The 25,709-nt window shown below is 61.1% G+C and carries 24 protein-coding genes; 6 read left to right on the forward strand and 18 right to left on the reverse strand.

Annotated features, from left to right (window positions below; genetic code table 11):
- The first annotated feature begins 151 nt into the window (after positions 1 to 151).
- Together HMPREF2698_RS07835 and mmsB are read left to right on the forward strand one after the other, a co-directional pair.
- On the forward strand, positions 152 to 1,666 hold the full coding sequence (locus HMPREF2698_RS07835; RefSeq protein WP_070563462.1) for a CoA-acylating methylmalonate-semialdehyde dehydrogenase: 1,515 nt from the start codon (positions 152 to 154) through the stop codon (positions 1,664 to 1,666).
- A gap of 12 nt (positions 1,667 to 1,678) precedes the next feature.
- The gene (gene mmsB, locus HMPREF2698_RS07840; RefSeq protein WP_070563464.1) at positions 1,679 to 2,566 is read left to right on the forward strand and encodes a 3-hydroxyisobutyrate dehydrogenase; all 888 of its coding nucleotides are present in this window, start codon (positions 1,679 to 1,681) and stop codon (positions 2,564 to 2,566) included.
- Between the two features lie 4 nt (positions 2,567 to 2,570).
- Here the strand turns inward: mmsB and HMPREF2698_RS07845 are convergent, their stop codons facing one another.
- Positions 2,571 to 3,152 (reverse strand): TetR/AcrR family transcriptional regulator, encoded by a 582-nt coding sequence (locus tag HMPREF2698_RS07845; RefSeq protein WP_070563466.1) that lies wholly within the window; start codon positions 3,150 to 3,152, stop codon positions 2,571 to 2,573.
- Positions 3,153 to 3,227: 75 nt separating this feature from the next.
- Here HMPREF2698_RS07845 and HMPREF2698_RS07850 point away from each other — a divergent pair, with 75 nt between their 5' ends.
- The gene (locus HMPREF2698_RS07850) at positions 3,228 to 4,727 is read left to right on the forward strand and encodes a GntP family permease (protein ID WP_070563467.1); all 1,500 of its coding nucleotides are present in this window, start codon (positions 3,228 to 3,230) and stop codon (positions 4,725 to 4,727) included.
- Here HMPREF2698_RS07850 and HMPREF2698_RS07855 read toward each other — a convergent pair.
- The 4 genes from HMPREF2698_RS07855 to pth (HMPREF2698_RS07870) all read right to left on the reverse strand — a co-directional run bounded on the left by HMPREF2698_RS07855 (position 4,724) and on the right by pth (HMPREF2698_RS07870) (position 9,043).
- Complete coding sequence (locus tag HMPREF2698_RS07855) at positions 4,724 to 5,734, reverse strand: CaiB/BaiF CoA transferase family protein (protein ID WP_070563469.1); 1,011 nt, start codon at positions 5,732 to 5,734, stop codon at positions 4,724 to 4,726. The two genes, HMPREF2698_RS07850 and HMPREF2698_RS07855, sit on opposite strands and share 4 nt — an antisense overlap.
- A gap of 75 nt (positions 5,735 to 5,809) precedes the next feature.
- Positions 5,810 to 7,441 carry a peptide chain release factor 3 gene (locus tag HMPREF2698_RS07860; RefSeq protein ID WP_070520842.1) on the reverse strand — a complete coding sequence of 544 codons (1,632 nt, stop codon included), beginning with the start codon at positions 7,439 to 7,441 and terminating at the stop codon, positions 5,810 to 5,812.
- Between the two features lie 24 nt (positions 7,442 to 7,465).
- Entirely contained in the window at positions 7,466 to 8,323 is an 858-nt protein-coding gene (locus tag HMPREF2698_RS07865; RefSeq protein WP_070563471.1) for an SDR family NAD(P)-dependent oxidoreductase, read from the reverse strand.
- 42 nt (positions 8,324 to 8,365) lie between these two features.
- Positions 8,366 to 9,043: an aminoacyl-tRNA hydrolase gene (gene pth, locus HMPREF2698_RS07870; protein ID WP_070563472.1), complete on the reverse strand. Its 678-nt coding sequence runs from the start codon at positions 9,041 to 9,043 to the stop codon at positions 8,366 to 8,368.
- Positions 9,044 to 9,082: 39 nt separating this feature from the next.
- Between pth (HMPREF2698_RS07870) and HMPREF2698_RS07875 the strand changes: the two genes are divergently transcribed.
- Together HMPREF2698_RS07875 and HMPREF2698_RS07880 are read left to right on the forward strand one after the other, a co-directional pair.
- The gene (locus HMPREF2698_RS07875) at positions 9,083 to 10,066 is read left to right on the forward strand and encodes a nitronate monooxygenase (protein ID WP_070563474.1); all 984 of its coding nucleotides are present in this window, start codon (positions 9,083 to 9,085) and stop codon (positions 10,064 to 10,066) included.
- Positions 10,067 to 10,130: 64 nt separating this feature from the next.
- Positions 10,131 to 11,585, forward strand: a complete 1,455-nt coding sequence (locus tag HMPREF2698_RS07880; protein ID WP_070563476.1) for a glyceraldehyde-3-phosphate dehydrogenase — start codon at positions 10,131 to 10,133, stop codon at positions 11,583 to 11,585.
- Between the two features lie 178 nt (positions 11,586 to 11,763).
- Here HMPREF2698_RS07880 and HMPREF2698_RS07885 read toward each other — a convergent pair whose 3' ends face one another.
- The 12 genes from HMPREF2698_RS07885 to HMPREF2698_RS07940 form a co-directional block, all read right to left on the reverse strand.
- Positions 11,764 to 13,164, reverse strand: coding sequence for an ABC-2 family transporter permease (locus HMPREF2698_RS07885; RefSeq protein WP_246819451.1), 1,401 nt, complete (start codon positions 13,162 to 13,164; stop codon positions 11,764 to 11,766).
- 124 nt (positions 13,165 to 13,288) lie between these two features.
- Positions 13,289 to 14,032, reverse strand: coding sequence for an ATP-binding cassette domain-containing protein (locus HMPREF2698_RS07890; protein WP_070563480.1), 744 nt, complete (start codon positions 14,030 to 14,032; stop codon positions 13,289 to 13,291).
- Positions 14,033 to 14,118: 86 nt separating this feature from the next.
- On the reverse strand, positions 14,119 to 14,790 hold the full coding sequence (locus HMPREF2698_RS07895; protein ID WP_070447113.1) for a response regulator: 672 nt from the start codon (positions 14,788 to 14,790) through the stop codon (positions 14,119 to 14,121).
- Positions 14,771 to 15,976: a sensor histidine kinase gene (locus HMPREF2698_RS07900; RefSeq protein ID WP_070447110.1), complete on the reverse strand. Its 1,206-nt coding sequence runs from the start codon at positions 15,974 to 15,976 to the stop codon at positions 14,771 to 14,773. The genes HMPREF2698_RS07895 and HMPREF2698_RS07900 overlap by 20 nt, the downstream gene beginning before the upstream one ends.
- Positions 15,977 to 16,006: 30 nt before the next feature.
- Complete coding sequence (ppk2, locus tag HMPREF2698_RS07905; protein ID WP_070447108.1) at positions 16,007 to 16,912, reverse strand: polyphosphate kinase 2; 906 nt, start codon at positions 16,910 to 16,912, stop codon at positions 16,007 to 16,009.
- A gap of 75 nt (positions 16,913 to 16,987) precedes the next feature.
- On the reverse strand, positions 16,988 to 17,452 hold the full coding sequence (locus HMPREF2698_RS07910; protein WP_230307889.1) for a PepSY domain-containing protein: 465 nt from the start codon (positions 17,450 to 17,452) through the stop codon (positions 16,988 to 16,990).
- Positions 17,453 to 17,547: 95 nt separating this feature from the next.
- On the reverse strand, positions 17,548 to 18,426 hold the full coding sequence (locus HMPREF2698_RS07915) for a fumarylacetoacetate hydrolase family protein (RefSeq protein WP_070563482.1): 879 nt from the start codon (positions 18,424 to 18,426) through the stop codon (positions 17,548 to 17,550).
- A 5-nt stretch (positions 18,427 to 18,431) separates the two neighbouring features.
- The gene (pth, locus tag HMPREF2698_RS07920; RefSeq protein WP_070563484.1) at positions 18,432 to 18,980 is read right to left on the reverse strand and encodes an aminoacyl-tRNA hydrolase; all 549 of its coding nucleotides are present in this window, start codon (positions 18,978 to 18,980) and stop codon (positions 18,432 to 18,434) included.
- Between the two features lie 90 nt (positions 18,981 to 19,070).
- The gene (locus HMPREF2698_RS07925) at positions 19,071 to 19,727 is read right to left on the reverse strand and encodes a 50S ribosomal protein L25/general stress protein Ctc (protein ID WP_070529222.1); all 657 of its coding nucleotides are present in this window, start codon (positions 19,725 to 19,727) and stop codon (positions 19,071 to 19,073) included.
- A gap of 209 nt (positions 19,728 to 19,936) precedes the next feature.
- Positions 19,937 to 20,911 (reverse strand): ribose-phosphate diphosphokinase, encoded by a 975-nt coding sequence (locus HMPREF2698_RS07930; protein WP_070520869.1) that lies wholly within the window; start codon positions 20,909 to 20,911, stop codon positions 19,937 to 19,939.
- Between the two features lie 36 nt (positions 20,912 to 20,947).
- On the reverse strand, positions 20,948 to 22,399 hold the full coding sequence (glmU, locus tag HMPREF2698_RS07935) for a bifunctional UDP-N-acetylglucosamine diphosphorylase/glucosamine-1-phosphate N-acetyltransferase GlmU (RefSeq protein WP_070563486.1): 1,452 nt from the start codon (positions 22,397 to 22,399) through the stop codon (positions 20,948 to 20,950).
- Between the two features lie 64 nt (positions 22,400 to 22,463).
- The gene (locus tag HMPREF2698_RS07940; RefSeq protein WP_070563490.1) at positions 22,464 to 23,705 is read right to left on the reverse strand and encodes an MFS transporter; all 1,242 of its coding nucleotides are present in this window, start codon (positions 23,703 to 23,705) and stop codon (positions 22,464 to 22,466) included.
- 70 nt (positions 23,706 to 23,775) lie between these two features.
- On the opposite strand from HMPREF2698_RS07940, the gene HMPREF2698_RS07945 reads away from it, so the two are divergent.
- Positions 23,776 to 25,410, forward strand: coding sequence for a multicopper oxidase family protein (locus HMPREF2698_RS07945; protein WP_070563493.1), 1,635 nt, complete (start codon positions 23,776 to 23,778; stop codon positions 25,408 to 25,410).
- Here HMPREF2698_RS07945 and HMPREF2698_RS07950 read toward each other — a convergent pair.
- Entirely contained in the window at positions 25,407 to 25,619 is a 213-nt protein-coding gene (locus HMPREF2698_RS07950; protein WP_246819452.1) for a hypothetical protein, read from the reverse strand. The two genes, HMPREF2698_RS07945 and HMPREF2698_RS07950, sit on opposite strands and share 4 nt — an antisense overlap.
- Positions 25,620 to 25,709 lie beyond the last annotated feature (90 nt).

Consider the following 25,709-nt stretch of genomic DNA (forward strand, 5'->3'; position numbering starts at 1 on the left):
CAAAAGCGCTGGACAGTGCATGTATGGCAAATCACTGCAGGGGGTGAATGGTGTTCTGTATCTCAATTTCTATGGCGGGCGGTTGTTATTCAACGTTAGTGTGTGACCCAAGCCATACAGGGAGCCGGAGGTTCCAGGAAGGAGACGCGCCATGCGCACTGTGTATCACTACGTCAACGGAGAAACGTTTGAAGGGACGTCGGGCAATACCCAGCCCGTGCTGAATCCTTCGACCGGCAAGGAGCAGGCCGCGGTGGCCTTGGCGAACAAGGCCGACGTGGACAGCGTCATTGCGGAATCCGCTAAGGCCCAGCCGGGTTGGGCGGCGCTGAACCCGCAGAAGCGCATCCGCATCATCATGGAGTGGATCCGCCTCATCCATGCCAACATGGATGAGCTGGCCACCCAGCTCTCCCTCGAACACGGCAAGACTCTCCCGGATGCCAAGGGAGACGTGCTGCGCGGCGTCGACGTGCTGGAGTTTGCCCTTGGTGCGCCGCACCAGCTCAAGGGCGAGTACTCCTCGGAGGTTGGCACCGGCATCGATACGTATTCGCTGCGCCAGCCGCTCGGCGTGGTAGCGGGAATCACCCCGTTCAATTTTCCGGCCATGATTCCACTGTGGAAGGCCGGCCCGGCCCTGGCGGCGGGCAATGCCTTCGTGCTCAAGCCCTCCGAGCGCGACCCCTCCGTGCCGGTTCGCCTGGCGGAGCTCTTTATTGAGGCCGGCGGCCCCGCTGGTGTTCTCAACGTTGTGCACGGCGGCAAGGAGGCCGTCGATGCCATCCTCGATTCCGAGACGATCAAGGCCGTGGGCTTCGTTGGTTCCACGCCGATTGCGCAGTACATCTACGAGCGCTGCGCGGCGACGGGCAAGCGCGCCCAGTGCTTCGGTGGCGCAAAGAACCACGCCATCGTGCTTCCCGACGCCGACATCGACGCCACCGCCGACGCCATCGTGGGCGCTGCCTTCGGCTCCGCCGGCGAGCGTTGTATGGCACTGTCCGTCGTGGTTCCGGTGGGGCAGGAGACGGCAGACCGCCTGCGCGATGCCATCCTGGCAAAGATTCCGGAGCTCAAGGTGGGCCACTGCCTCGACCCAGAGGCCGACTATGGCCCATTAGTCACCGCGGAGGCGCGCGACCGTGTCCACCGACTCATCGCTGAAGGCGTGGAAGCAGGCGCAACGCTGCTTACCGACGGCCGCGAGTTGGACATGTCTGACAAGTCTTTCAACGAGGATTCCCTCGCGGATGGCTTCTATTCCGGTCCGAGCTTCTTCGACAACGTCACCGCAGACATGTCTATCTACAGCGAGGAGATCTTCGGCCCCGTGCTGGTTATGGTCCGTGCCGAAACTCTGGAAGAGGCTGTTTCTTACCCGAATGACCATATGTACGGCAACGGCGTCGCCATCTTCACCCAGAACGGTGGCGCGGCCCGCGACTTCTGCAAGAACGTTCAGGTTGGCATGGTGGGCGTCAACGTCCCGATTCCGGTGCCGATTGCCTACCACACCTTTGGTGGCTGGAAGGCCTCTGGTTTCGGCGACCTCAACCAGCACGGTCCGGATTCCTTCCGCTTCTACACCAAGACTAAGACCGTCACCTCGCGCTGGCCTAGTGATGACTCCGCAGGTCCCCAGTTCACCATGCCGGTCATGTAAGGAGAGAACACAATGACGACTATCGCTTTCATCGGATTGGGAAATATGGGCGGCCCCATGGCCGCCAACCTGGCGAAGGCTGGGCACGAGGTTCGCGGCTTCGACGTCGTGGAAGAAGCCCGGGACCGTGCCGCCGAGCAAGGGATCACCATCATCGAAACCGCGGAAGAAGCCGCGAAAGGCGCCGAGGTAGTGTTTACCAGCTTGCCCAACGGTGGGCTGGTCAAGCAGGTGCTCGAATCGGTCCTCGCAGCAAACGAGGACGCGAAGACCTACGTTGATGTCTCCACCATCGCGGTCGCGGAAGCTCGCGAGCTCGCGGACACCGTGAGCAAGGCAGGCTCCGCCTTCCTTGATGCACCGGTCTCCGGTGGCATCGCCGGTGCCGCCGCGGGAACGCTTGCCTTCATGGTCGGCGGCACAGCCGAAGACTTTGGGAAGGTCAAGTCGCTGCTCGACATCATGGGCAAGTCCGTGACCCACTGCGGTGACATCGGCAACGGCCAGGCCGTCAAGGCGTGTAACAACATGATCCTTGCGGTCCAGCAAATTGTGTTGGCTGAAGCCCTCGTCCTTGGCGAGCGCTTGGGGCTCGATCACCAAGCTTTCTACGACGTCGTTTCCAACGCCACCGGAAACTCGTGGTCGCTGTCCGTCAACGCCCCGGTCCCGGATATCGTGCCGAGCTCGCCGGCCAACAATGACTTTAAACCCGGCTTCGCCTCTGCCCTCATGCTTAAGGATCTCAAGCTGGCCATGGCCGCGGCGGAAGACACCAAGACCGACACCGTCCTGGGCCGGATTGCGGAGGAGCAGTACGCCTCCTTCGTGGATGAAGGCCATGGCGGACTTGATTTCTCCGCCATCATCTCCGAGGTCCGTTCCAAGGGTGCCTCTTAGAAAACTAGGGCGCTGGGTTGCCATCAAGGATGCCCTGCAGCAGCGGGGCATAGTACTCGATGAGTTCCTCGGTTGAGAAGTCCGCGAACTCGGTATCGCCGAAGCGCCGCATGAAGGACAAGCCCATGAGCAGGGCCAGCGCGGATTGGGCTCGCAGCTCTGGCGAAGGTGTTTGGCGTCCGGATTCCTCACGAATCCGGGAGGTCAAGACCTCCAGCAAGTCGGATTTAATTCTCTTACCAATAGCTCCGAGCGTCTGATAGTCCCCGCTCGCGACCGAAATCGTACGGGCCATGGAGTATGGGGCGTTATGCGGCGCGGTGAGGGTCTCCACCACCGCGGTGCGGCCTAGCTCGCTGAAAGGGCCGGCAAAGAGCGCCGCCGAGGAAGCGGTGAAATCCACCGTGGCCTCAAAAAGCCCTTCCTTGTTGTGGAAGTGCTTCACGATCAGCGCGACGGACACTTCCGCTTTTTCGGCGATGTCCTTCATCGACACCTGGGAGAAGGACCGCTCACTGAAAAGCTCGCGTGAGCACTCGAGAATCCTCTCCCGCGTCGAGGCTGCTTTCTCTTCCATAGGGGACATGGTACCGGCGCCGCATGCGCAGGAAGGGCGTTTCGTCCTCTTGCCTCAGATGACCAAGACTGTGAGGTAGAAACAATGGTTATCTCATTCATCGGGGTGATTCTCTCCCTGATTTTCCTCGTCGTGATGGCCTATCGCGGGCACTCCGTGGTGGTCGTCGCTCCCTTCGCGGCGCTGATCGCGGTGCTCTTTTCCGGCGAGCCTATCCTGGCCACCTATACCCAGATCTTTATGCCGGCAGCCGGAAACTTCGTGACCAAGTATTTCCCGCTCTTCCTCTTCGGGGCAATCTTTGGGTACCTGATGACATCCACGGGGCTGGCCCGTTACCTAGCGCGCGGAATTACCGCGCTATTCGGGCCTAAGCGAGCGATGTTCTCGACGGTCGTCGCCACCGCATTGCTTACCTACGGCGGTGTGTCCGCGTGGGTCGTGGCTTTCACCATCGTGCCCATCGCGACCGCTCTGTTTAAGGAGTCTGGGATCCCCAAACGGCTCATGCCTGGTGCGATTGCCTTGGGAACCATCACCTTCGCGCTGGCCGGGCTTCCCGGTTCGCCGCAGATCCACAATGCCATTCCCACCAGTTACTTCGGAACCAACGTCTATGCGGCGCCGCTCTTCGGCCTCATTTCTTCCGCCCTCATGCTGGCGGCGGGAACCGCCTGGCTCGAATACCGCGTGCGAACCCTCCGCGCGAAAGGTGAGACGTTTGAGCCGCTCGATGCCGACGGGAAGGTCATCGAAACACCCGAGGGAATCGGCGACAGCGGGGAAGAAGCAAGTGTAGAAATCGGTGGTGAATCCTTCGACACCAACTCCGGTGGCCGGGTAGCCACCCACGCCAGGGCTGAAACCGAGCCTTCTGTCCAGGTGCAGGGTTTGCTGGGTCTGGTGCCCATCGCCGTTGTCATCGCGGTCAACTTCGCCATGGTCTACGGGGTGTCGAAAGTGCTGGACACCTCCTACTTAGCCGAAGAGAAATACGGCGAGACCAACCTCGATGCGCTGTTGGGCATCTGGTCACCGACGGTCGCTTTGGCCTGCGCGGTGTTCGTCATCGTGGCGATGTTCCCCAAGCGCGCCGCCGAGTCCATTAAGGAATTCTCCGATGGCGCCAAGAACGCAATCCTTCCGTGCCTCACCACCGCCTCGGAGGTTGGCTATGGCGCGGTGATTGCCGCACTGGCTGTCTTTAGCGTGGTCAAAAGCAACATGATGGGAATCTCCGATAACGCCTTGGTGGTTTCCACAGTGTCCACCGCCGTCATCTCCGGCATCACCGGCTCCTCCTCAGGTGGTCTGTCTATCACGATGCAGACCTTGGGAGACCAGCTGGCGCAGCTGGCCACAGAGCAAGGAATCAGCCTTGAGCTGATGCACCGCGTGACCGCGATGGCCTCGGTATCTTTCGATTCCATGCCGCACAACGGCGCGGTGCTTACCATGCTGATTGTCTGCAGCATGACGCACCGACTGTCCTATAAGGATGTTGCCGTGGTGACCATCATCATTCCGCTGGCAACGCTGGCGTTGATGCTCGGCGTCAACGCGCTCATCCCCGGCCTGAGCTAGAGAAAGCGCGGGGCCGCGCTAGGCTCCGTGTGGCCCGCGCTTTCCGCATAGGTTTCTCGCGCGGCAAGGTGCGGGTGCGCCAGAACGTCCTCGGGGGAGACGACCTCCGTGACGCAGGCGTCGCTGCCGCGGAAGATATCGATCCATTCCGCTTGTGTCTTTTCCGCGAAGCGCTGCGCGATGATCTCCTTCATGGTTGGCCAGGCGTCGCGGTCATTTTGTTCGTAGCCACTTAGTTCCTGTTCAAGCCCAAGGCCTTCCACCATGAGCGCATAAAACTGTGGCTCGATGGCACCGGCGGCCATCCACTTTTCATCAGCTGTGCGGTAGACGCTATAAAATGGTGCACCTCCGTCTAGAAGGTTTGTCCCGCGTTCCTGCCATTGGCCTTTGGCACGGAAGGCATGCAGCATGGCGGTGAGGTTGGCCGCGCCGTCGACAATAGCGGCATCCACCACGCAACCACGGCCGGTGTTCTTCGCCTGCAGGACGCCCGCGAGAAGTCCTGTTACCAAATACATCGAGCCGCCGCCGAAGTCCCCGAGGAAGTTGACCGGCGGAACGGGTGCTCCGTCGCTGCCTGCGATGGGGTGCAGCGCACCTGAGACCGCGATGTAGTTGATGTCGTGGCCGGCGGTGTGGGCCAGCGGGCCGGATTGGCCCCAGCCGGTGATGCGCCCGTAGACCAGCGCCGGGTTGATCGCCTGCGCCTCCTTAGGGCCTAGACCAAGGCGCTCAGCCACGCCGGGGCGGAATCCTTCGATGAGGATGTTCGTTGTGGTCAAGGTTTCGCGCAGCTTGTCGACGTCCACCGGGTCCTTAAGGTCCGCCTCCAGAACCTCTTGCCCGCGGTAGAGGATGCTGTGCGGGACCACGGCGGGAGGATTACCTGGGCGGACCACGCGGGTAACACTAGCGCCCATGTCCGCAAGCATCATCGCAGCGAAGGGACCGGGGCCGATGCCTCCGAGGAAAAGGACTGAAATGCCGGTGAGGGGAGAGCTCATGGTGACCTACCTAAAGGTGTACGGATTTCTATATAATCGTACCGTGAGGTGGGTCACCCGACAAGGGCGTGAAAACTAATCCGCCACAAGTGTTTCGATGGTGAGCTCCGGGTGCTCCTTCTCAATGAAGGCCAGCTTCCACTTATCACCAAAGAGCGCGATGAGCTCGCCGTCGCTGCGGGTAAAGATTTCTACGCCGCGCTGGCGGCCCAGTTCGGGCGCGGATTCGGCGTCGGTACGGCGGGCCACCGAGTAGGGGATGGGCTCGGTGATGGTCTCCACGTTGTACTCGACCTCCATGCGAGCCTGCATGACCTCGAACTGCATGGGGCCCACCGCAGCCATGACCGGGGCGGCATCGCCACGCGTATCGTTGCGCAGAATCTGGACCACGCCTTCCGCAGCCAGTTGGTCCAAGCCCTTGCGGAATGCTTTGTAGTCACCCAAAGACTTCGCGCGCAGGATGCGGAATGCCTCCGGCGCGAACTGCGGCATGGGCTTGAACTGCACCTTCTTGCCCGTGTAAATCGTGTCACCAGGTGCCAAGGAACCGGCATTGACCAAGCCCACGATGTCACCCGGGTAAGCCGTATCCACGGTGTCACGCGTGCGGCCGAAGACCGTCAGAGCGTACTTAGTGGAGAAGCTGCGCCCAGACTGCGCATGGTTGACCTGCATGCCGCGCTCAAACTCACCGGAGACGACGCGCATGAAAGCCAGGTTATCGCGGTGCTTGCGGTCCATACCCGCCTGCACCTTGAAGATGACGCCCGCGAAGTCATCGGTGACCTCACGTACCTCATCGATGGCGGAGGTAGCGGCCTCGATGGCCTGCGGATCTGATTCGCGCGAGCGCGGAGCCGGGGCGATGGCGCACAGAGTATCCAGGATCTGGTGCACGCCGAAGTTCAGCATCGCGGAGGCGAAGATGAGCGGGGACGTCACGCACTGTTCGAAGAGCTCCTGGTCGTGCAGGGCGCCGTCGGCTGCCAGCAGCTCTGCTTCCTCCACGGCCGTCTCCCAAGCGTCCTCTTCCTTCGCGGCTGCATCCTCAGGCGCGTAGTGCTCCTCCGGGGCGATGGTGGAACCACCGGCGGTGCGCAGGAAGTGCACGTACTCATCAGCCTCGCCGTCATCGTTGATGTGGGCCAAGCCGCGGAAGTCGCCAGCGATACCCACCGGCCAGTACAGCGGGGTGGGCTGCAGCTGGATTTCGTTGACGATTTCGTCGACAAGCTCCAGCGGCTCTCGTCCCACGCGGTCCCACTTGTTGATCACCGTAATGATCGGCAGGCCGCGGGCCTTACACACGCGAAACAGCTTGAGGGTCTGGGGCTCGAGGCCCTTGGCGGCGTCGATAAGCATGACGGCAGCATCCACCGCCGTGAGCACGCGGTAGGTATCCTCCGAAAAGTCCGCGTGGCCCGGGGTGTCCACCAGGTTGATCATGTAGGGCTCGCCCTCGTGACCCTCGGGCGCGTACTCGAACTGCAGGGCCGAGGAGGCCACGGAAATGCCGCGTTCCTTCTCCATCTCCATCCAGTCAGAGACCGTGGACTTGCGGTTGCCCTTGCCGTGCACCGCGCCAGCTTCGTTGATGACGTGCGCGTGAAGTGCCAGCGCCTCCGTCAGCGTGGACTTACCAGCATCCGGGTGGGCGATGACGGCGAATGTGCGGCGGCGGGAAGCTTCGGAGGCAATACTCATGCGGGCTAGTTTAGCCGCTGGCTGTTACCACTCCACATTGAGCTGGCGGCCCAAATCATCGAAGACGCGCCGCGCCACGGAGAGCTTCTTCGCAATCGGCCTCTGCAGGCCTGGCTTGCGCTTGTTGTTGTAATACTCGCCGGAATTGAAATGGATGCCCGGAGTGCCGCTGAGGAAATAAGCAAGGTTCTCGCCGCCCTTGTCCGCCTTGCCCAAGAAATGCTTTGCTGCAGTGGTCGAATACAGCTTGCTCGTCCTACTCGTTGAGTTCTGCCCGAAGCCAGTATTCAACACGCCCGGGTGGAAGGCCACGGAGGTCAGACCGTGCGAGTCGAGGTAGCGGGTCAGAAGAATATCGCCCAACTTGGCGTTGCCGTAAGCGCGCTCCGCGGTGAATTTTTCAAAGGTGTTTGGGTCACCGGGGTCGAAAGCGGAATACAGGACGTTGGCCAACGAGGCGGTCTGCACCACGGTGGCGTCGCTGGCCCGCAGGGTATCGCGCAATAAAGAGGTCAGAAGAAAAGGCGCCACAACGTTGATCTGCCACGTGCGCTCGAAGCCATCGGCGGTGGCGAAGGGGCCGTCGAACATGCCGCCGGCGTTATTGCCCAAGGCATCGATCTGCGGGTACTGGCTCAGCTCTTCCGCGAGGCGGCGAACCTGGCCCAAAGACTCGTAGTTGGCCACGTGAAAGGCCGCACCAATTTCTTCGGCTACGGCCTGCGTCTTTTCCGGATTCCGGCCCACGAGCACGAGCGAATCCTGCGGGCGGCGCTGGTGAAGAATGCGGGCAGCGGCCGCGCCCACCCCGCTCGAAGCACCGGTAATGACAATTGTTCGAGGGTCATGATTAGAAGGCAGGTTCTTGCTCGCGCGGCTCATACTTGGACAGTGTAGGACGTTGAGCGTGGTCGCGCCGGGGGTTTATTTAGCCCGGGAATGGATTTCCTGTTGGGCCTTACTGAGCCCCTCTGTCACGATGAGGCGGGCGGCCTCAGCAGCGGTGGCGATGGTGGAATCGAGGGCAGCGCTGGCGTCGACAGGCGCGAGCACCCAGTCCGGGATGGAGCCACCCTTGGGCGGGCGCCCGATACCCACGCGCACGCGCAGATAATCGCGCGTGCCCAAGCGCTCGCTCAGCGACTTCAAGCCGTTATGGCCATTTTCGTTGCCGCCCTTCTTAATGCGCACCTTGCCGGCAGGTAGGTCGAGCTCGTCATGGATGACGATGATGTTTTCTGCCGCAACCCCCAGCTGCGTGGCCAAGGGGGCAATAGGATCGCCGGAGAGGTTCATGTAGGTGTGTGAACGCAAAGCCACGACCTTCGTGCCCCCGAGCTCGAGCTGTGCGGCGCTGAGCTGGTGCCCGGTGACGGGTTCAAGCATGTCGCCAGATTCGGCGAGGAGATCATCCACCGCCATGTAGCCGACGTTGTGACGGGTCGCGGCGTATTTCGCGCCGGGATTGCCTAAGCCTACGATGAGCCACTTAGCGCTTAAATCGGCTGGATTTAGTCCAGGGTTGACTGCCTTTTTCGTCTTGTTCGGCGCAGCCTCAGCGCTGCCAAAGAGGCGGGTGAAAAAGTCACGGATGGCGGACACAACAACTCCCTTGATGGATCTTCTTTAGGCTGGGGGACCATGAGTCAACTTCTTGAGGCTATCACCTGTCCCGTCCTACCTGCCCCGATGGCCGGTGGGCCCATCACCCCTGAACTGGTTGCCGCCGCTGAGGCCGCCGGTTCCTTTGGCGCGCTGGGTCTGGGGAGCTCTTCGGTCGACGCCGCGCGGGAGGCCATCGCTGCGTGCGCCGGCACGCGCTTCGGCGTCAACCTCTTTTATCCGCAGAGGGAGCTGACAGAATCGGAGCTCGCGGCTGCACGGTCTCTTGCCGCAGAAGAGGACGCCGTGCTTGGCGACGTCCCCCTGGACTTCGGTTGGCAGGACAAGCTCGACGCCGCGCTGGATGGTGGGGCAGCGGTGCTGTGGTCGATGTTCGGGGTCTTTGAAGAAGAGGAGATTGCGCGCATCCACGCCGCTGGGGCTGAGGCGTGGACCACGGTCACCACCCCGGAGGAGGCGCAGTCCGCGGCCGCGCGCGGCGTCGATGTGTTGTGCGTGCAAGGGCCTGAAGCCGGGGGACACCGCGGTGTATGGGACCCGAGTGCGGAACCCGATCCGCGCCCGCTCAAAGAACTTGTTGCGGCGGTGCATCAAGTCACGGGCATTCCGCTCATTGCCGCGGGTGGGCTGCGCACCGCGGAGGATGTCGCCGAGGCCTTGGCGTGGCCGGGGGTAGAGGCAGTCAGCTGTGGCTCTGCCTTCTTGCTGTCCGATGAAGCCGGAACGAGTGAGCACAACCGTGGCCTTCTGCGCCGCGGCGGCCGGACGGTGTCGACCCGCGCGTTCTCCGGGCGCTACGCCCGCGGGCTGGAGACTGCCTACACACGGGTACACCCGGACCTGCCTTTGGTCTACCCCTATCTCAACGCGTTGCTGAAACCGCGTCGTGCGCAGCTCGACGCCGACGTGGACTATTGCCTCGTGGGCGTCGACGTGGAGAAAATCGGCGGGGGTAGTGTGGCGGAAATCCTCGCGCAACTACACCCAAACGGGCATGAATAGGGGTTAAGATTTACGAATGGACATAGTTTTACACCCTTTTTGACGAGTAAAGGATACAAAGTACGTGACTTCGAACGCGCACATTGGGCACGAGGATTGGAACGAGCGCCTGGAGCTGGCCCAAGAGATGATCCCGCTCATCCACCAGCTGCACCGCAATAACAACGTTGTCACCTCTATCTACGGCCGCCTGCTCATCGGTGTGACCGATATCGACATCATCAAGGCGCACCGCTACGCCCGCCGCATCGCTGAGCGTGAGCTTTCCACCGCAGAGACCCTGCCCATCCTCAAGGAACTGTGCTCGATGAACCTGGGCACCGCTTCCATCGACTTGGGCCGCCTGGCCACTGGCTTCGAGGAATCCGGCTCCGACAACCTGCGCAACTACCTCGAGGAGACCCTCGTGGATCTCGTCGGCGCTGGTGTTGACAAGGAATCCACCGACGTCGTTCTTTACGGCTTCGGCCGCATCGGCCGCCTGCTGGCCCGCATTCTGATTGCCCGTGAGGCTGCCTATGGTGGCGTGCGCCTGCGCGCCATCGTCGTTCGCAAGAAGGGTGACATTGACATCTTCAAGCGCGCCTCCCTCCTGCGCCGCGACTCCGTCCACGGTGCCTTCAACGGCACCATCGCCGTCGACGAGGAGAACGAGGTCATCTGGGCCAACGGCACCAAGATCCAGATGATCTACGCCAACAACCCCGCGGAGATCGACTACACCCAGTACGGCATCGACAACGCCATCGTCGTGGACAACACCGGTGTGTGGCGCGACCGCGAGGGCCTGTCCCAGCACCTGCAGTCCAAGGGTGTGGCTCGCGTGCTGCTGACCGCTCCGGGCAAGGGCGACCTGAAGAACATCGTCTACGGCATCAACCACGGCGATATCGAGGATTCCGACCAGATCCTCTCCGCCGCATCCTGCACCACCAACGGTATTACCCCGGTGCTCAAGGTCATCAACGACCGCTACGGCGTGGTCCACGGCCACGTGGAGACCGCACACTCCTTCACCAATGACCAGAACCTTATTGATAACTTCCACAAGGGTGACCGCCGCGGCCGCGCAGCCGGCCTGAACATGGTGCTTACGGAGACTGGTGCCGCCAAGGCTGTGGCCAAGGCTGTCCCGGAATTCGCTGGCAAGCTCACCGGTAACGCCATCCGCGTTCCTACCCCGGATGTCTCCATGGCTGTGCTCAACCTCGAGCTGGAGAAGGAGGCCGACCGCGACGAGGTCAACGACTTCCTGCGCAATGTCTCCCTGCACTCTGACCTGCGCCAGCAGATCTCCTACATTGCCTCCCCGGAGGTTGTGTCCTCTGACTTCGTGGGCTCTACCCACGCTGGTGTGGTCGATGGTCTGGCAACCATCTCCTCCGGCAAGCACCTCGTGCTCTACGTGTGGTACGACAACGAGTTTGGCTACTCCAACCAGGTCATCCGCATCGTCGAGGAAATCGCCGGTGCCCGTCCGGTGGTCTACCCGAAGCGCGTCGATGTTTCTGAGCTCTAAGAGCTAGATAGCTAACACCGCTCTCGCCACATGGCGCGGGCGGTGTTTCGTTGTTTTGGGGTCGTTATCGATTCATTCCTAAACTTGCCAGGATGCTTCACACGCACAACTGCCCGATCTGCCAAAAGTAGGGGCTGGGATTGAAAAATCTAGACTGTTTTCGTCAGATTGGTCAGTTTTAGCGGGAAGACAGCGCTCGAGTATGGAGTAAATGTCGTGCGCGCAATGTTGCGGCCACACCAAGCACTGCGGCCAACAGCACAGCGACGGCATAGCGCAAAGGTGAGTGCGCAACCAAAGGCCAGGCGGGGAAGGCGAGTACCCACAGACCGGTATCTGCCAAGACATCGCCGCCCAAGGTGACGGAGACAATCGTCCCTACGATTGCGAGAGTGATAGCGCTCACAGTGCCGAAGCGAATCACCAGAATGAGTGATACAGCTGCGATGACATAGCCCACCCCAACCGCAAGGGGCAAAGCGGAAAACTGTGCAGCGCCATCACCACCTGCGAGCGCACTGGCCAGGTATGCGGCAGCGCAAACCGCCACGATGACGGACAAAAACCACATGAGGATTCCGGATGTGCCGAACCGTGTTTCCATATACACCAGCGGCCACGAATCTGACATGCGCGGCCATACGAGGACAGGCAAAATACCTGCGCCGACCGGCAGCAGAAAGAAGTAAAAGAAACCTTCGACGTAGTTAGCAGGATATTGCAGGGCGACAAAGCCTAGCGCCAGAATGCTGAGCATCAGGCAAGAGAAAACCGCTGGGCTAAAAGCTGCACGGTGGAGTCCTAGCAGCGTAGACCACAGCGAGGACTGTGCCGCCGCACGTGGGTGGTTCGTTGGCTGCCATACTTGGGCTTTTTCCACGGTGGTATCAGCCACGTCGGCGTCAGCCTGGGCCGTTGCAGATCGCGCGAAACGGTGTCGCAGCGAGAGCTTAGGCCGGTATCGTCGCGGCGTGTAGACCGCGGCTAGTGCTCCGAGCACGGCGAGGATGACGCACAATATGAAAGCCGGTAGTGGACTGCTGTTTAGAAGTGGGTCGTGTGGTTCAAGAGGCACCGAGTTCTGGTGAATACGCAATGCGCGTAAAAGCAGTCGTTGTGGCCATGCTGGGGGAAAGGCCCACCACTTGCCTGATTCAACAGTGTTCGGAAGGATGCTGAGTATTTGCCACAGGGCCGCAGCAACCAGTGTATAGGCGAAGCCCAGTCTGCGGGCACAGGCAGCGGAAAGCCCGGCAATGCCAAGTGCACCAAGGAAAGAATAAAGCCCGGCTATGAGGATAAGCTCGTGGTTCTCGCGCCCCTGGATGGCGACAGCGAGCCAGGAACCACCAAAGTTCAGCATGTGGAATAGCGCAATGCTGGCAATGACGACGAGAAGCCGGACAGCGTTCTCCCGACGCGGGTTGAGGTTTCTCCACTGCGTCCCGCCGCTGCGGGTAACAACTTCACGGTGTTCTGGGACCGCAGCGAATAGCGCAACAAGTGGGGCGTACATGCCGGTAACAAATAAGGATTGCCAAGCCAAGACGCCTGTGGCATCACTGTGCACCGATGCCATAGATGAAAAGATCACCGTCATGATGACCAGCGGTAGAGCAAGTAAAGGCAACCACTGTAAGGTGCTTCCACGGCTGCGCAGTAGTTCTGCTGAAAGGTAACTCGGGCGAGGATCAGTAGTGTGCTTAGGCATGTGACTCTCCTCCCCGGTTGGTAGGCGCTTGGGAGGGGTGGCCAGGTGAGGTAAGTCGGAAGAATTCCTCCTCCAACTGACCACGTGGAGCTAGCTCGTGCAGGGAACCGGAATAGCGAATCGTACCCTCGGCCAAGACGGTGATGTCATGGGCAAGGTGCAGGACCTCTCCAAGCTGGTGGGAGCTGACGATAACGGTGTGCCCAGCCGCGGCTAGTTGTTGTAGTAGCTCTCGCAATTCCATGATGCCTTGGGGATCGAGGCCATTCTGGGGCTCATCAAGAACAAGTACCTCTGGATCGCCGAGGAGAGCTTGCGCTAACGCCAGGCGGGCCTTCATACCAGTGGAAAAGGATTTCGCCTTCTTGGAGCCAACGCCGTTGAGCCCAGCGCTGGAGAGAACCCGGTCAATCTCGGAATCAGGAAGGCCCAGAAGTCGAGCGTGAACGCGAAGATTCGCCGAGGCAGACAGATGGCCATAAAAGGCTGGCCCGTTCACTGAGGCACCAATGCGGCGAAGCACATTGCGGCTCCATGGTTGGCCCGCCACGTTGATGGAGCCTGAGTCAGGTGGCAGGAGACCTAAGAGGATGGAAAAGAGCGTCGATTTTCCTGCCCCGTTGCGCCCGAGGAGCGCATGCACGCGGCCAGGGGAGATGTGGAAGGAAACATCATCGAGGACTCGTTGCCGACCAAAAGACTTCGAGATGTGCTCAAAAGAGATATCGCAATTCATAAAATGCAGTATCGCCGGGGCTCATCATAAAGGAATCCGCCTGCATGATGGTCTTCAGCGAGCAGACCTCCTACCGTGGTAGGAGCTTAGGCAACCCCAGCACGCTGCGCTAAGAGAACGAGGGCCACTCGGTCACGTGCGGCGAGTTTAGACATGAGCGCGGAGACGTGAGTTTTCACCGTGGTTTCTGCGATGACCATGTCGGCGGCTATCTCCGCATTTGTAGCACCACGCGCGATGAGCGAAAGCACTTCCATCTCGCGGCGCGTTACAAGACTGAGTCCTTGGCGTTCCTGGGCGCTGAGGTTTTCGCGCGTCAGCGCCGAGCGATAAGCCTCCAGCACTGGGCCGGTTACCTCGGCGGCCAGCACCGATTCTCCTTGCGCCACGTTGCGAACGGCGGTCACAAGAACCTCTGGGTCGGCATCCTTCAGCAGGAAGCCGTGGGCGCCAGCGGAGATGGACCGCGCCACGAGCTCTTCATCATTGAATGTGGTGAGCATGATGATGCGGCACTCGGGCTTGCGCTCGAGTATGGCTTGCGCCGCTGCAATGCCGTCCATGCCAGGCATGCGAATGTCGAGGATAGCCACATCAATGTGGTGGCTTATTGCTGCTGCCACGGCATCCGCCCCCGTGGCCGCGGTGGCCACGACCTCGATGTCTTCTTGCGCAGTGAGGATGGTAGACAGTGCTGAGAGCAGCATTGCTTGATCATCGGCCAACAAGACGCGGATTCTAGAGCTGCTGGGTTGCATCCATTGTCTCCTTCATCGGTATCTGTGCGTGCAAGGAAAAGGAATGAGCATCGCCGGAATAGTCGAGGCGACCGCCAAGCGAACGAGCTCGTTCCGCCACTCCGACTAAGCCCACGCCGCTGCCCGCGACGTTGCTTGGCGTGGGATGAGGATTGGTGGAGATGAGGGTGAGCGCGGCGGCGTCATCAAGTACAAGCTCAACCACGACATGCGTGCCGACGCCCTGATGGCGCAGAGCATTCGTCAAGCCCTCCGTGGTAATGCGCACCAATGCCATCTGCACCAACGACGGCACGGCGTATTCAGCTGGGAGGTTTGCGTCGACTTTCAGCCCGGCAGCGCGGAAGCCTTCGAGGATTCCTTCGATGTGCTCAAGTTGTTGAGCAGGCTCTAGAGCCGTGGGGCCGGGTGAGCGCAAGGCAGCGACGATTCCGCGAACCTCGCCCAAGGCGGTATCCGCATTATCGCGGATCGAAAGAAGTGCTTCTTCAGCCGCGCCGGAGTCCGTATTCGCTGCAACGATGCCTGCATTAGCCTGAACCTTAATCAGGGTGAGGGAATGGGCAAGGACATCGTGCAGTTCCCGTGCAATGAGGAGGCGTTCTTCTTCTTGTGCCTGGTGGAAGCGCTCGCGGGCTAGTATCTCCCGTTGGCGATCACGGTCAAAATACCGGGCAGCGATGAAATACGTGCTGCCCAGCACTGCCCAATGGGCCACCACCATGGCAAGGAAGGGTGTGTCTACCTCATAGCGCAGAAGGTAAGTCTCAGTGTCGATGCGCCACATGAAGGGGGAGATAAAGGTACCGAGTGCGGTGATGAGGAGGACCACCCGCGGAACCAGCCTCTGGGTGATGTACCGCGAGGTGGTGTACACGGCCATGGGGGCGGTCAGCGCCCACGGGGTGAGGCCGCTATTGGTGGGGAGCTGGTTCATCCATATGACAGCCCAGGCCAGGAGCAGAACTAGGAATCCTGTTGCGCTCACGATTGGCCTCGAGCGCCACACGAGGAAGAACGGTATGAACAGCAGCGACAAGAGAGCCTCGAGTACTTCCACCGTTCCGGAAGAGGAAAACGCCAAGGCACAATAAAAGGCCGCTACGAGCCCCGCGACTCCTGCGAGTAGCGCGTCCCCCAAATGCACCGAGGACAGGAAGGTACGCGCGGTGCGGGAAGAGCTCATAGACGGCCATGGTAGTACATGCCGAAAGTACTACTTCTTTTTCTTGTCCTTCTTGCCCTTCTTTTTCTTTCCCTGCTTCTTGCCGGAGCCGTTGCCGTTGACCTTGTCGCGCTCCAAATCGGCTGCGACATCTGGTACGTAGGCAAATTCATTGCGCGGCGGGCGTACGTATTCGGCCTCGAGCTCGGGGCGATCTGGGATCTCAGGAACATCCTGCTCTACGTGCTGGTACGGAACCATCTTGAGGATGTGGTTGATCACGTTGATGCGCGAGCGCTTCTTGTCCTCGGATTCCACGGTGTACCACGGGGAGGACGGGGTATCGGTGTGGACGAACATTTCATCCTTGGCACGCGAGTAGTCTTCCCAACGGGTAATGGACTGCAAGTCCATGGGGGAGAGCTTCCAGCGGCGCAGCGGATCGTTGCGGCGGGACTTAAAGCGTGCGAGCTGCTCCTCATCAGAAACGGAGAACCAGTACTTAAGAAGGATGACGCCATCCTCGATGAGCATGTGCTCCAGCAGCGGAGCCTGGTGAAGGAAGCGCACGTATTCTTGCTGGGAACAGAAGCCCATGACACGCTCCACGCCGGCGCGGTTGTACCAGGAACGGTCGAAGATGACGATCTCGCCGGCGGTGGGCAGCTTCTCAATGTAGCGCTGGAAATACCACTGGCCCGCCTCACGGTCGGTGGGCTTCGGCAGCGCCTCGATGCGGCAGGTACGCGGGTTCAGGTATTGCGTAATGCGTTTGATGGCGGAACCCTTGCCGGCGGCGTCGCGGCCTTCCATGATGATGACCACGCGGGCGCCGGTCTCAACGACCCACTGCTGCATCTCGACGAGCTCTGCTTGGAGGCGCTTGAGCTCGTCCTCATAGGCTTGCTTGTCTAGCTTCGGCGGCTTGGTGGCAGACTTCTTAGACTGTGAACTCATACCTCTAAATTTACCGCTTAGCTGGGAGAATCCCTAACCGCGGGGGTTAAGCAAGTGGGGCGAATTGGGAGGTATTTAGTCAACCTCGTGTTGCGTCACCGCGCCGCTGGCGGCGTCGACGTCGAGTTCGTGTTCCTGGCCATTCGCCTTGAACTCGATCTCCCAGTGCGGGCCCTTGCCGTCGTCACCATCGTCGTAGTCGACCTCTTTTTCTGTGACGGTCTGGGCATCAACGCCGGCGTGGGATAAAGCTTTCTCGAATGCTTCATCGCCGGTGAGTTTCCCGGAATTCTCTGCTTTTCCGGCGTCCCCGGCAGCAGCCGTGTCTGCAGGCAGCTGGGCGTCGTCATCGCGGTCATCGTCGTCATCAACATCGCCCTGGTCCGCGCCAGTTGCAACGGCTGTTTCCGTCACGGTTTCCACAGACGCGGGAGTCGGCGTCGGGGCGGGATCGGCCTCTTTATCTGAAGAGCACGCAACCAGCGCGGTGCTGGCGCATAGTGCGAGGCCGGCGGCGGTGAAGCGGGAGCAAAGAGTCATTGAGGCTCATCCTCCTTGGTCAGTCGGGCACGTGTGGTGCCCCACCCTAACGAAACCTGTCAGTTTTCGCTGAAGATCCTGGATACGGCTGAATGTTAACGGCCGTGACAGATACAGCCTTCGCCGCAGCCCCCGGCAGCGGGAGGTTCGCCGAAGCGCGTGGTGTTCTCAATCGCGCCGAGCCCTTCGATGCTGATGCGGGTGCGGGAGCCGTCGCCAAGCAGTGCTTCCTCACCGCGCGCGAAGCCCACGCCTTCCGGGGTGCCGGTGGCAATAACATCGCCCGGATTCAGAGGGTAGAGGGAGGAACAGAAGGCGATGAGCTCGGCCACGGAGAAGATGAGGTCATCGGTGTTATCGTCCTGGCGGACTTCACCATCGACGGTCGTGACTAGCCGCGCGGCCTTGCCCGGGGCCCATTCATCAGTCGTGGTCAACCACGGTCCGAAGCCGGCGGTGCGGTAGAAGGATTTACCGGCGTGGAACTGCGTGGTAGCGCGCTGATAATCGCGCAAAGTGTAGTCATTCATGATGGCATAGCCCGCCACATGCCCGAGTGCCTCCGCTACCGGAACGCGGTGCGCACGGCGCCCAATGACCACGGCGAGCTCTCCTTCATAGTCCAGCTTCTTCGTGGCATAGTCCGGGACGTAGACGTCATCGAAAGGGCCGGTCAGAGCCTCTGGAAACTTGATGAAAAGCGTGGGTTGTGTAGGCAGCTCGCGGCCCATCTCACGGGCATGCTTGGCGTAGTTAACGCCGACACAGATGATCTTTCCTGGGTTCGGGATGACGGGGGCGAGGTCGGCGTCGTCAAAAACCACCGGCTCGCCGGAGAGCTGCGCGGCTTTACGCCAGTCTGGACTGGCCAGCAATTCGCCGACATTCTCATAATCCAGCTCGGTGCCCACGTTGGGGCCATCGATGCGGATAGCGCAGGTGCCAAAACTGGTGCGGAGAGTAGCGAGCTTCATGCCGGCTAGTCTAACGCGCGAAGAATCTCCTCCACCGCATCGGCGCACATGATGGGGACCTCCTGGGCTTCCCGTTTGCTCCATGGCTTGAGAACAAACGCGGCTGGGTCCATGCGTCCAGGTGGGCGGCCGATGCCCACCGAAAGCCGCTGATAGTCCTTGGTGCCCAAAGACTTCGTGGTGGAGCGCAGGCCATTGTGGCCGTGGTCCCCGCCGCCGAGGCGTCGCTTGATGGTGGCAAAGTCGAGCTCAAGTTCATCGTGGACCACGATGATGTGATCATGCGGAATGTTGAAGTACTGAGCGAGGGCCTTGATAGGTCCGCCGGACAAGTTCATGAAGCAACGCGGCTTGGCGACGATCACCTTGTTGTCCCCGCGCCGCGCTTCGGCGAAATCCGTGTTTGTCTTCTTATGAACGGAAAAGGAAGCGAACAGCTCACGGGCCAGCTCATCAGCCACGTCAAAGCCGATGTTGTGGCGGGTGCCGGCGTACTTCGGGCCGGGGTTGCCCAGCCCCACGACGAGGAAAGAAGATTGAGTCACGCTGCCCATTCTAAACAGCGTAGGGGCGAAAACGGCGAACCGCGCCCGTCCCCAGAAAGCTGGGGGCAGGCGCGGTGCGTTAGATAGGTGAGGGGAGGTTTACTCCTCGTCCTTCTTCTCCTCGGAAGCGGACTCGTCGGCGGACTCGGCGCCAGCCTCAGCGCCGCCTTCCTCAGCAGCCTCAGCGGCAGCCTCGACGTCCTCATCAACCTCCGGCTCGGAGATGGAGACGATGACGGTGTCTTCCTCGGCAGCAAGGGTGGTGCCCTCCGGCAGGGAAACCTCGCCAGCGGTGACAACGGTGCCGTCCTCGAGACCCTCGATGGACACGACGATCTCTTCCGGAATGTTGAGCACGTCTGCCTCGACGAGGAGGACGTCGGCATCCTGGATGGACATGAGACCCGGAGCCGGCTCGCCCTCGAGGACAACCGGAACCTCGACCTCAACCTTCTCGCCACGCTTAATGGAGAGCAGGTCGATGTGGTCGATGTTGAAGGTCAGGACGTTCTGGTCGATGTGCTTGACCATGACGAGGTGCTGCTCGCCCTCGAGCTCCAGCTCGAACACGGCGTTGACACCGTGGTTGCGGACCAGTGCGGTCATTTCTAGGCGGTCAACGGCGAAGTGCAGAACGTCGACGGCGTGGCCGTAGACAACGCCCGGGATCTTGCCTGCAGCGCGCAGACGGCGAGCGAAGCCCTTGCCGAACTCAGAACGGACCTCAGCCTTAAGTACGGGGCGCTCAGAAGCCATAAGTAAATCTCCTTAAAGTATCGTTGTGCGGCAAGGGCTGTTGTAGGACCGTGTAGATACGACAAAAGCCTGCCGATGGACGTCTTGGACGAGTCATCGCAGGCTTAATACAAGATTCACTGCTTAACTTGTGCTATCGCGTCGATAACGGATTTCTCCCTCGCCGAGACGCACAAAATTTTAGCAGCAGCGTTGTCGCAGAACCAAATCTAGTGAGTCTCAAACAGCGTGGTCACAGAACCGTTCTCGAAAATCTCGTGGATGGTGCGGGCCAGCAGCGGGGCGATGGACAGTACCGTGAGGTTGTCCCAGCCCTCGGTGGACTGCGGCAGGGTATCGGTCGTGATGACCTCGACAGCACCGCACTCGGACAGGCGCTCGCGGGCCGGGTCGGAGAAGACACCGTGGGTACACGCAATAACCACGGACTTGGCGCCGGCTTCTTTGAGCACGCGGACAGCGCCCGCGATGGTGCCGCCGGTATCAATCATGTCATCGAGCAGGATGCAGTCCTTGCCCTCGACGTCACCGACGACGCGGTTGGACACCGTCTTGTTGGCCTCGGTAGTGGAGCGGGTCTTGTGAACGAAGGAGAGTGGGGCGTCGCCAAGCTCGTGCGCCCACTTCTCCGCCACCTTCACGCGGCCAGCATCGGGGGAGACCACAGCGAGGTTGTCCAGCGGGTACTTGGACTTGATGTAGTCCACCAAGATCGGCATCGCGTGCATGTGGTCGACCGGGCCATCGAAGAAGCCCTGAATCTGGTCGGTGTGCAGGTCCACGGACACGATGCGGTCGGCGCCGGCAGCGGCCAGCAGGTCTGCCACCAGGCGGGCAGAAATAGGCTCGCGTCCCAGGTGCTTCTTGTCCTGGCGTGCGTATGGGTAGAAGGGCAGGATGGCGGTAATACGCTTAGCGGAGCCGCGCTTGAGCGCATCAATCATGATGAGCTGCTCCACCAGCCACTTGTTGAGCGGCTGGGTGTGGGACTGCATCACGAAGCAGTCGGCACCACGGACGGACTCCTCGAAGCGAATGAAGATCTCACCGTTGGCGAAATCGCGCGCGGTGGTTGGAACCAGATCGGTCTTGAGCTCCTTGGCCACAGCCTCAGCCAACGCTGGGTGAGCGCGCCCAGTGAAGAGCATCATGTTCTTGCTGCTGCCGGTAACCTTGCCAGTCATAGGTAGATATCCCTTTACTTGTTGTTAGTTAGTGGTCTATTCGTCAGCCTCGGCGTCCTGTGCCTTGCCGGCGGCTTCTGCTGCCGGCGTGCCCGGACGCTTCTTTTGCACCCAACCTTCGATGTTGCGCTGCTTGCCGCCGGAGACCGCGAGCGCTCCCGCAGGAACGTCGTCCTTAATCACTGTACCCGCACCGGAGTAAGCGCCATCACCGACGGTGACGGGGGCGATGAACATGGTGTCCGATCCGGTGCGCACGTGGCTGCCGATGGTGGTGTGGTGCTTGTTGACGCCGTCGTAGTTGACGAAGACGGAGGAAGCACCAATGTTGGAATAATCGCCCACGGTGGCGTCACCGATATACGTCAGGTGAGGCACCTTGGTGCCGCGGCCGATCTGTGCCTTCTTTGCCTCGACGAAGCCGCCCAGCTTGCCCTCTTCACCCACGATGACGCCGGGGCGGATGTAGGTAAACGGGCCAATCTGCGCGTTGCCGCCAATGACGGAGTCGAAACCGTGCGTGCGCACCACATGTGCGCCTTCACCAACCTGCATGTTGGTCAGCGTGGTGTCGGGGCCGATTTCGGCGCCATCGGCGATGGTCGTGGCACCCCACAGCTGGGTGTTGGGGTGAATGGTGACGTCTTGGCCAATGGTCACGTTGACGCCGATCCAGGTGGTGTCGGGGTCAACGATGGTGGCGCCGCCGCGCATGGCTTCCTCAACCACGCGGCGGTTGAGCAGGCGGCCGGCTTGAGCTAATTGCACGCGGTCGTTGACGCCGGAGAGCTCCTCCGGATCGGCGGCGACGTGCGCACCAACGCGGTGGCCGTCTTCGCGGGCAATCTCCAAAACATCGGTGATGTAGAGCTCGCCCTGGGCGTTATCGGAGTTGAGCTTCGTCAAAGCGTCGCGAAGCACGGCACCGTCGAACGCGAAGACGCCGGAGTTGACCTCGCGCACCTTTCGTTGTTCCTCAGAGGCGTCCTTCTGCTCCACGATGGCGGTGACGGATCCATCCTCGGCGCGCAGCACGCGGCCGTAACCGGTGGGATCCTCCAGCGTCATGGACAGAACTGTTACGGCATTGCCCTCGCCGGTATGGGCCTCCTGCAGCTGGCGCAAAGTCTCCGGACGCAGAAGTGGAACGTCACCGTTAGTCACGATGACGGTTCCGTTAAAGTCCGGCAGAGCGCTCAAGCCGCACTGCACGGCGTGGCCGGTACCGTTCTGTTCCTCCTGGACCGCCTGGGATACTGCACAATCCAGTTCCTCGGCGATGGCATCGACAGCAGGGGAAACCTGGTCGCGCTGGTGGCCCACGACGACCACGAGGTGCTCCGGATTCAGACCGGCGGCTGCGTGGAGGGCGTGGCCGAGAAGTGACCTCCCGCCAATCTCATGCAACGTCTTTTGGGTTGAGGATTTCATGCGGGTACCTGCGCCTGCTGCCAGGACAATGGCGGCGCAGTCAGTTACTTCAGCCACGAGTGTGTGCTTCTCCTGTGATTGGGGGTCAGGACTTACTGTGTTTCATCATAACGCGTGCTGCCTACTTCCCGTGTGACACCTCCGGGAGCGCTCGGGCACGCCATGCGCCAATCAGACCGATGCACGCTAAGAACAGGATGGCCGCCGAGGGGCCCGCGAGTGCAATGACGGCGGAGATGCCGCCGACGACGAGGAGGATGACGCCCATCATGGTGTTTGCGGCCCCGACGTAGCGGGTGCGCTTGTCCTCACCAGCCATGTCCACCACATACGTCTTGCGAGCCACGCGGATGGCGGCGTGCGCCAGATTGACCAGGAAGAAGCCGAGGGGAAGGGCCCACATGCTCACCGCTGTCGGCGCCCACGCGGCGCAGGCCACGATGGCCAGCAAGATGATCGCCGCGGCACCCGCGGCCCAGGACATGACCAGACGGGAGGACTTATCCGACAACACACCAGAAACCCGGCCGCCGACGAGGCTGGCCAAGCCCGAAGCTAGGACGAAGCCGCCGAGTCCACTAAGCGCATGCGAGCCGATGTTCTGCGAAAGTACCACGATGAAAGAAGTGGATAAGGCAGACACCAACAGCAGGGCGCGGACGTTAACGAAGGCTCGGAAGCGGGCATCCTGGGTGTATAGCTGCCAGGTGTCCTTCCACCAGCTGCGGTTTATGCCCTTCTGGCCGGAGTTCTCCGGCACGGGCTCCTCGATGCTGCGAAAGACCGCTGCCGCAAGGAACCACGTGGCCGCGCCGATGGCCAGTAATAGTGCCAGACCCCAGCGCGGGAGTTCGCCCAGAACGGCGAGGACGCCACCGGTAATCAGGGTGACCGCCCCGCCCAGCTGTGTTGCCCGGCCGGTCACCACGCCGCGGCGACCCTTGGAGATGGTGCGGCCTTGGACGTCCTTACCGGTGAGCGAACACAGCGCGCGGAGCACGGCGAGAGCAGCAAGCGCGAGGCAGACGATGAGGCCGAGGAGGGGGCCGCTAACAAGCACGGCAGCCGCCGCAATGATCGCCGCGCACACACCCTGGCCCATCGACCCCAACACCCACAGGCGCTTGCGGGCAGGATGGGACACCACCCATGGGGTTAGCGCCGCCTGCGGGAGCATGGAACCGGACTCGCGCAAGGGGACCAGTAGGCCGGTGAAGAAGCTTGGGACGCCGGCCACACTAAACAGCCAGGGGAGGACCGTCTTTCCAGAGAGCAATTGATCGCCCACGCCCTGCAGGCCGTTCGACCACACGAAGCGGCGTGCATTGGCGGATTCCTGGGAGTGCGACGAGCTCTGAGTCATGACTGTGATTTTAAGCCCGGCTCGACCTTATATGGGTCCTAAGGTTTGCCTGATCTCTATCCTGGAAAACATGTCTATCTCCGCTCGTCCCACAGTGTCCCGCCGTGTCTTCGTCCAAGGCTCCGTGCTCACCATCGCCGGTGCCACCGTGATGGGGTTGAGCTCATGCTCTGCATCGTCCTCGAAGAATCAACCGGAGCCGCAGGGCTATGACAGTGAGCCGCGCGCCCTGCCCATCCCGCCGGTGGAAGAGGGCGAAGTTATTGACGGAACGCGAGTAATCAAGCTCACCGCGCAGGACGGTTACTCGGAGGTTCTCCCTGGCAATGACCGCACCAGGACATGGGGTTTTAACGGCCCCTTCTTAGGCCCCACCCTGCGCGCCCGGCGTGGGGAGAAGGTCCGCGCGGAGATCACCAACAATCTCATTGAGATGACCACGGTGCACTGGCACGGCATGAAGTTGCCTGCCTACTCGGATGGCGGCCCGCACTCGCCGATTGAGGTGGGCAAGACCTGGAAACCCGAATGGGAGATCACCCAGCCGGCGGCCACGCTGTGGTACCACCCGCACCCGCACATGGCCACGGCCACGCATGCCTACCGCGGGCTGGCGGGCATGTTCCTCATCGACGATGACGTGGCCTCTGGTCTTGACTTGCCGCAGGACTACGGTGTGGACGATATCCCGGTGGTCATCATGGACGCGAAGTTCACCGAGGACGGACAGATCGATGAGAAAAGCGATAACACCCTGGGCCTTCTCGGAACCACGCCCGTGGTCAACGGCATCACCAATGCGCGCTTCGACGCCACCACGCGCCGGGTTCGCCTGCGTCTGCTTAACGGTGCCTCCATGCGCTTCTACACACTGGAGCTGAGCAATGGCCCCTTCCATGTCATCGCCACGGACACTGGGCTTCTCGACGCCCCCGTGGAAGTCGACTCCCTCCTCTTCGGCCCGGGCGAGCGCGCCGAAATTATCGTGGACTTGGAGCCCGGCGAGGAAGTACAGCTGCGCTCGGTGCCGCGTAAGGATAACTTTGGGGTGCCCAAAGACAAGGATGCGGCTGACTTCGGCTTTCAGGATTCCTTTGACATTCTCACCATTTCCGGGCCGGAAGAGTCCGCACCGGAGCCACCGGCTCTGCCGGAAACGCTGGACCCAGCCGCGGCGAAGACCCCGTCCACGGAGGGCCTTGAAGAGCGCGAGTTCGTGCTCAACACCTTCATGATCAACGGCGAGCAGATGGACATGGCGCGGGTGGATACGGTCATTGATCACGACGCCCCGGAGATCTGGACCGTGACCAATGAGAACTCTGATTGGCCGCACAACTTCCACATCCACAACGCCCGCTTCAAGGTTCTGGACTGGGACGGCGATGAGAAGATGAATGTGTTCAACTCCGGGTGGAAGGACATTGTGAATCTTCCGCCGAAGGCAACCGCGCGCCTGCTGGTGGAGTTTGGACACTTCCCGGACAAGACCATCCCGTACATGTACCACTGCCACATGTTGCTGCATGAGGACGAGGGAATGATGGGGCAGTACGTCATGGTCAATAAAGGCGAAAAGCCCGACGTGCGCGTTAAACCCGCCGCCTTAGTCTTCGAGCAAACCGCCACCACGCACTCCGCCCACGCCGGCCAGGTGGTGGACTCCTCCCGCAGCCCCTATGCGACGCCGGAGGCGAAGAGCTAACCCTTCACGATGCTCTCGTAGGCACGGCCCGCTAGCGCCGAGCTGTGCCAGCGGCGGAAGAGGTTGGATGGACGGTTGCGCATCAAGGTGACCGCGAATTTACGTGCGTCAGAGATGACTTCAGGATTTAGAGCGTTGAAGGTTTCCTCTAGTTGGCCGATGGGGTAGTAGAACGCTTCGGTCGAGGTCACTTCGTATTCATGACGCATGACCAAATGACAGGGCGAGTTGCTGATCCAGATGGCGTCAGGCTCTGCGTCCCAATCTGTTCAGAAGACTGAAATGGTAGCGGTGTGGTG

The sequence above is a fragment of the Corynebacterium sp. HMSC072A02 genome (assembly GCF_001810085.1).
GTDB classification, from domain to species: domain Bacteria; phylum Actinomycetota; class Actinomycetes; order Mycobacteriales; family Mycobacteriaceae; genus Corynebacterium; species Corynebacterium hesseae.

What these genes read in the sequence shown, in the direction of transcription:
- HMPREF2698_RS07835 (WP_070563462.1), top strand. Translation starts at nt 152, where the DNA reads ATGCGCACTGTGTATCACTACGTCAACGGAGAAACGTTTGAAGGGACG.
- mmsB (WP_070563464.1), top strand. Translation starts at nt 1,679, where the DNA reads ATGACGACTATCGCTTTCATCGGATTGGGAAATATGGGCGGCCCCATG.
- HMPREF2698_RS07845 (WP_070563466.1), bottom strand. Translation starts at nt 3,152, where the DNA reads ATGTCCCCTATGGAAGAGAAAGCAGCCTCGACGCGGGAGAGGATTCTC.
- HMPREF2698_RS07850 (WP_070563467.1), top strand. Translation starts at nt 3,228, where the DNA reads ATGGTTATCTCATTCATCGGGGTGATTCTCTCCCTGATTTTCCTCGTC.
- HMPREF2698_RS07855 (WP_070563469.1), bottom strand. Translation starts at nt 5,734, where the DNA reads ATGAGCTCTCCCCTCACCGGCATTTCAGTCCTTTTCCTCGGAGGCATC.
- HMPREF2698_RS07860 (WP_070520842.1), bottom strand. Translation starts at nt 7,441, where the DNA reads ATGAGTATTGCCTCCGAAGCTTCCCGCCGCCGCACATTCGCCGTCATC.
- HMPREF2698_RS07865 (WP_070563471.1), bottom strand. Translation starts at nt 8,323, where the DNA reads ATGAGCCGCGCGAGCAAGAACCTGCCTTCTAATCATGACCCTCGAACA.
- HMPREF2698_RS07875 (WP_070563474.1), top strand. Translation starts at nt 9,083, where the DNA reads ATGAGTCAACTTCTTGAGGCTATCACCTGTCCCGTCCTACCTGCCCCG.
- HMPREF2698_RS07885 (WP_246819451.1), bottom strand. Translation starts at nt 13,164, where the DNA reads ATGGCATCGGTGCACAGTGATGCCACAGGCGTCTTGGCTTGGCAATCC.
- HMPREF2698_RS07890 (WP_070563480.1), bottom strand. Translation starts at nt 14,032, where the DNA reads ATGAATTGCGATATCTCTTTTGAGCACATCTCGAAGTCTTTTGGTCGG.
- HMPREF2698_RS07895 (WP_070447113.1), bottom strand. Translation starts at nt 14,790, where the DNA reads ATGCAACCCAGCAGCTCTAGAATCCGCGTCTTGTTGGCCGATGATCAA.
- HMPREF2698_RS07900 (WP_070447110.1), bottom strand. Translation starts at nt 15,976, where the DNA reads ATGAGCTCTTCCCGCACCGCGCGTACCTTCCTGTCCTCGGTGCATTTG.
- ppk2 (WP_070447108.1), bottom strand. Translation starts at nt 16,912, where the DNA reads ATGAGTTCACAGTCTAAGAAGTCTGCCACCAAGCCGCCGAAGCTAGAC.
- HMPREF2698_RS07910 (WP_230307889.1), bottom strand. Translation starts at nt 17,452, where the DNA reads ATGACTCTTTGCTCCCGCTTCACCGCCGCCGGCCTCGCACTATGCGCC.
- HMPREF2698_RS07915 (WP_070563482.1), bottom strand. Translation starts at nt 18,426, where the DNA reads ATGAAGCTCGCTACTCTCCGCACCAGTTTTGGCACCTGCGCTATCCGC.
- pth (WP_070563484.1), bottom strand. Translation starts at nt 18,980, where the DNA reads ATGGGCAGCGTGACTCAATCTTCTTTCCTCGTCGTGGGGCTGGGCAAC.
- HMPREF2698_RS07925 (WP_070529222.1), bottom strand. Translation starts at nt 19,727, where the DNA reads ATGGCTTCTGAGCGCCCCGTACTTAAGGCTGAGGTCCGTTCTGAGTTC.
- HMPREF2698_RS07930 (WP_070520869.1), bottom strand. Translation starts at nt 20,911, where the DNA reads ATGACTGGCAAGGTTACCGGCAGCAGCAAGAACATGATGCTCTTCACT.
- HMPREF2698_RS07940 (WP_070563490.1), bottom strand. Translation starts at nt 23,705, where the DNA reads ATGACTCAGAGCTCGTCGCACTCCCAGGAATCCGCCAATGCACGCCGC.
- HMPREF2698_RS07945 (WP_070563493.1), top strand. Translation starts at nt 23,776, where the DNA reads ATGTCTATCTCCGCTCGTCCCACAGTGTCCCGCCGTGTCTTCGTCCAA.
- HMPREF2698_RS07950 (WP_246819452.1), bottom strand. Translation starts at nt 25,619, where the DNA reads ATGCGTCATGAATACGAAGTGACCTCGACCGAAGCGTTCTACTACCCC.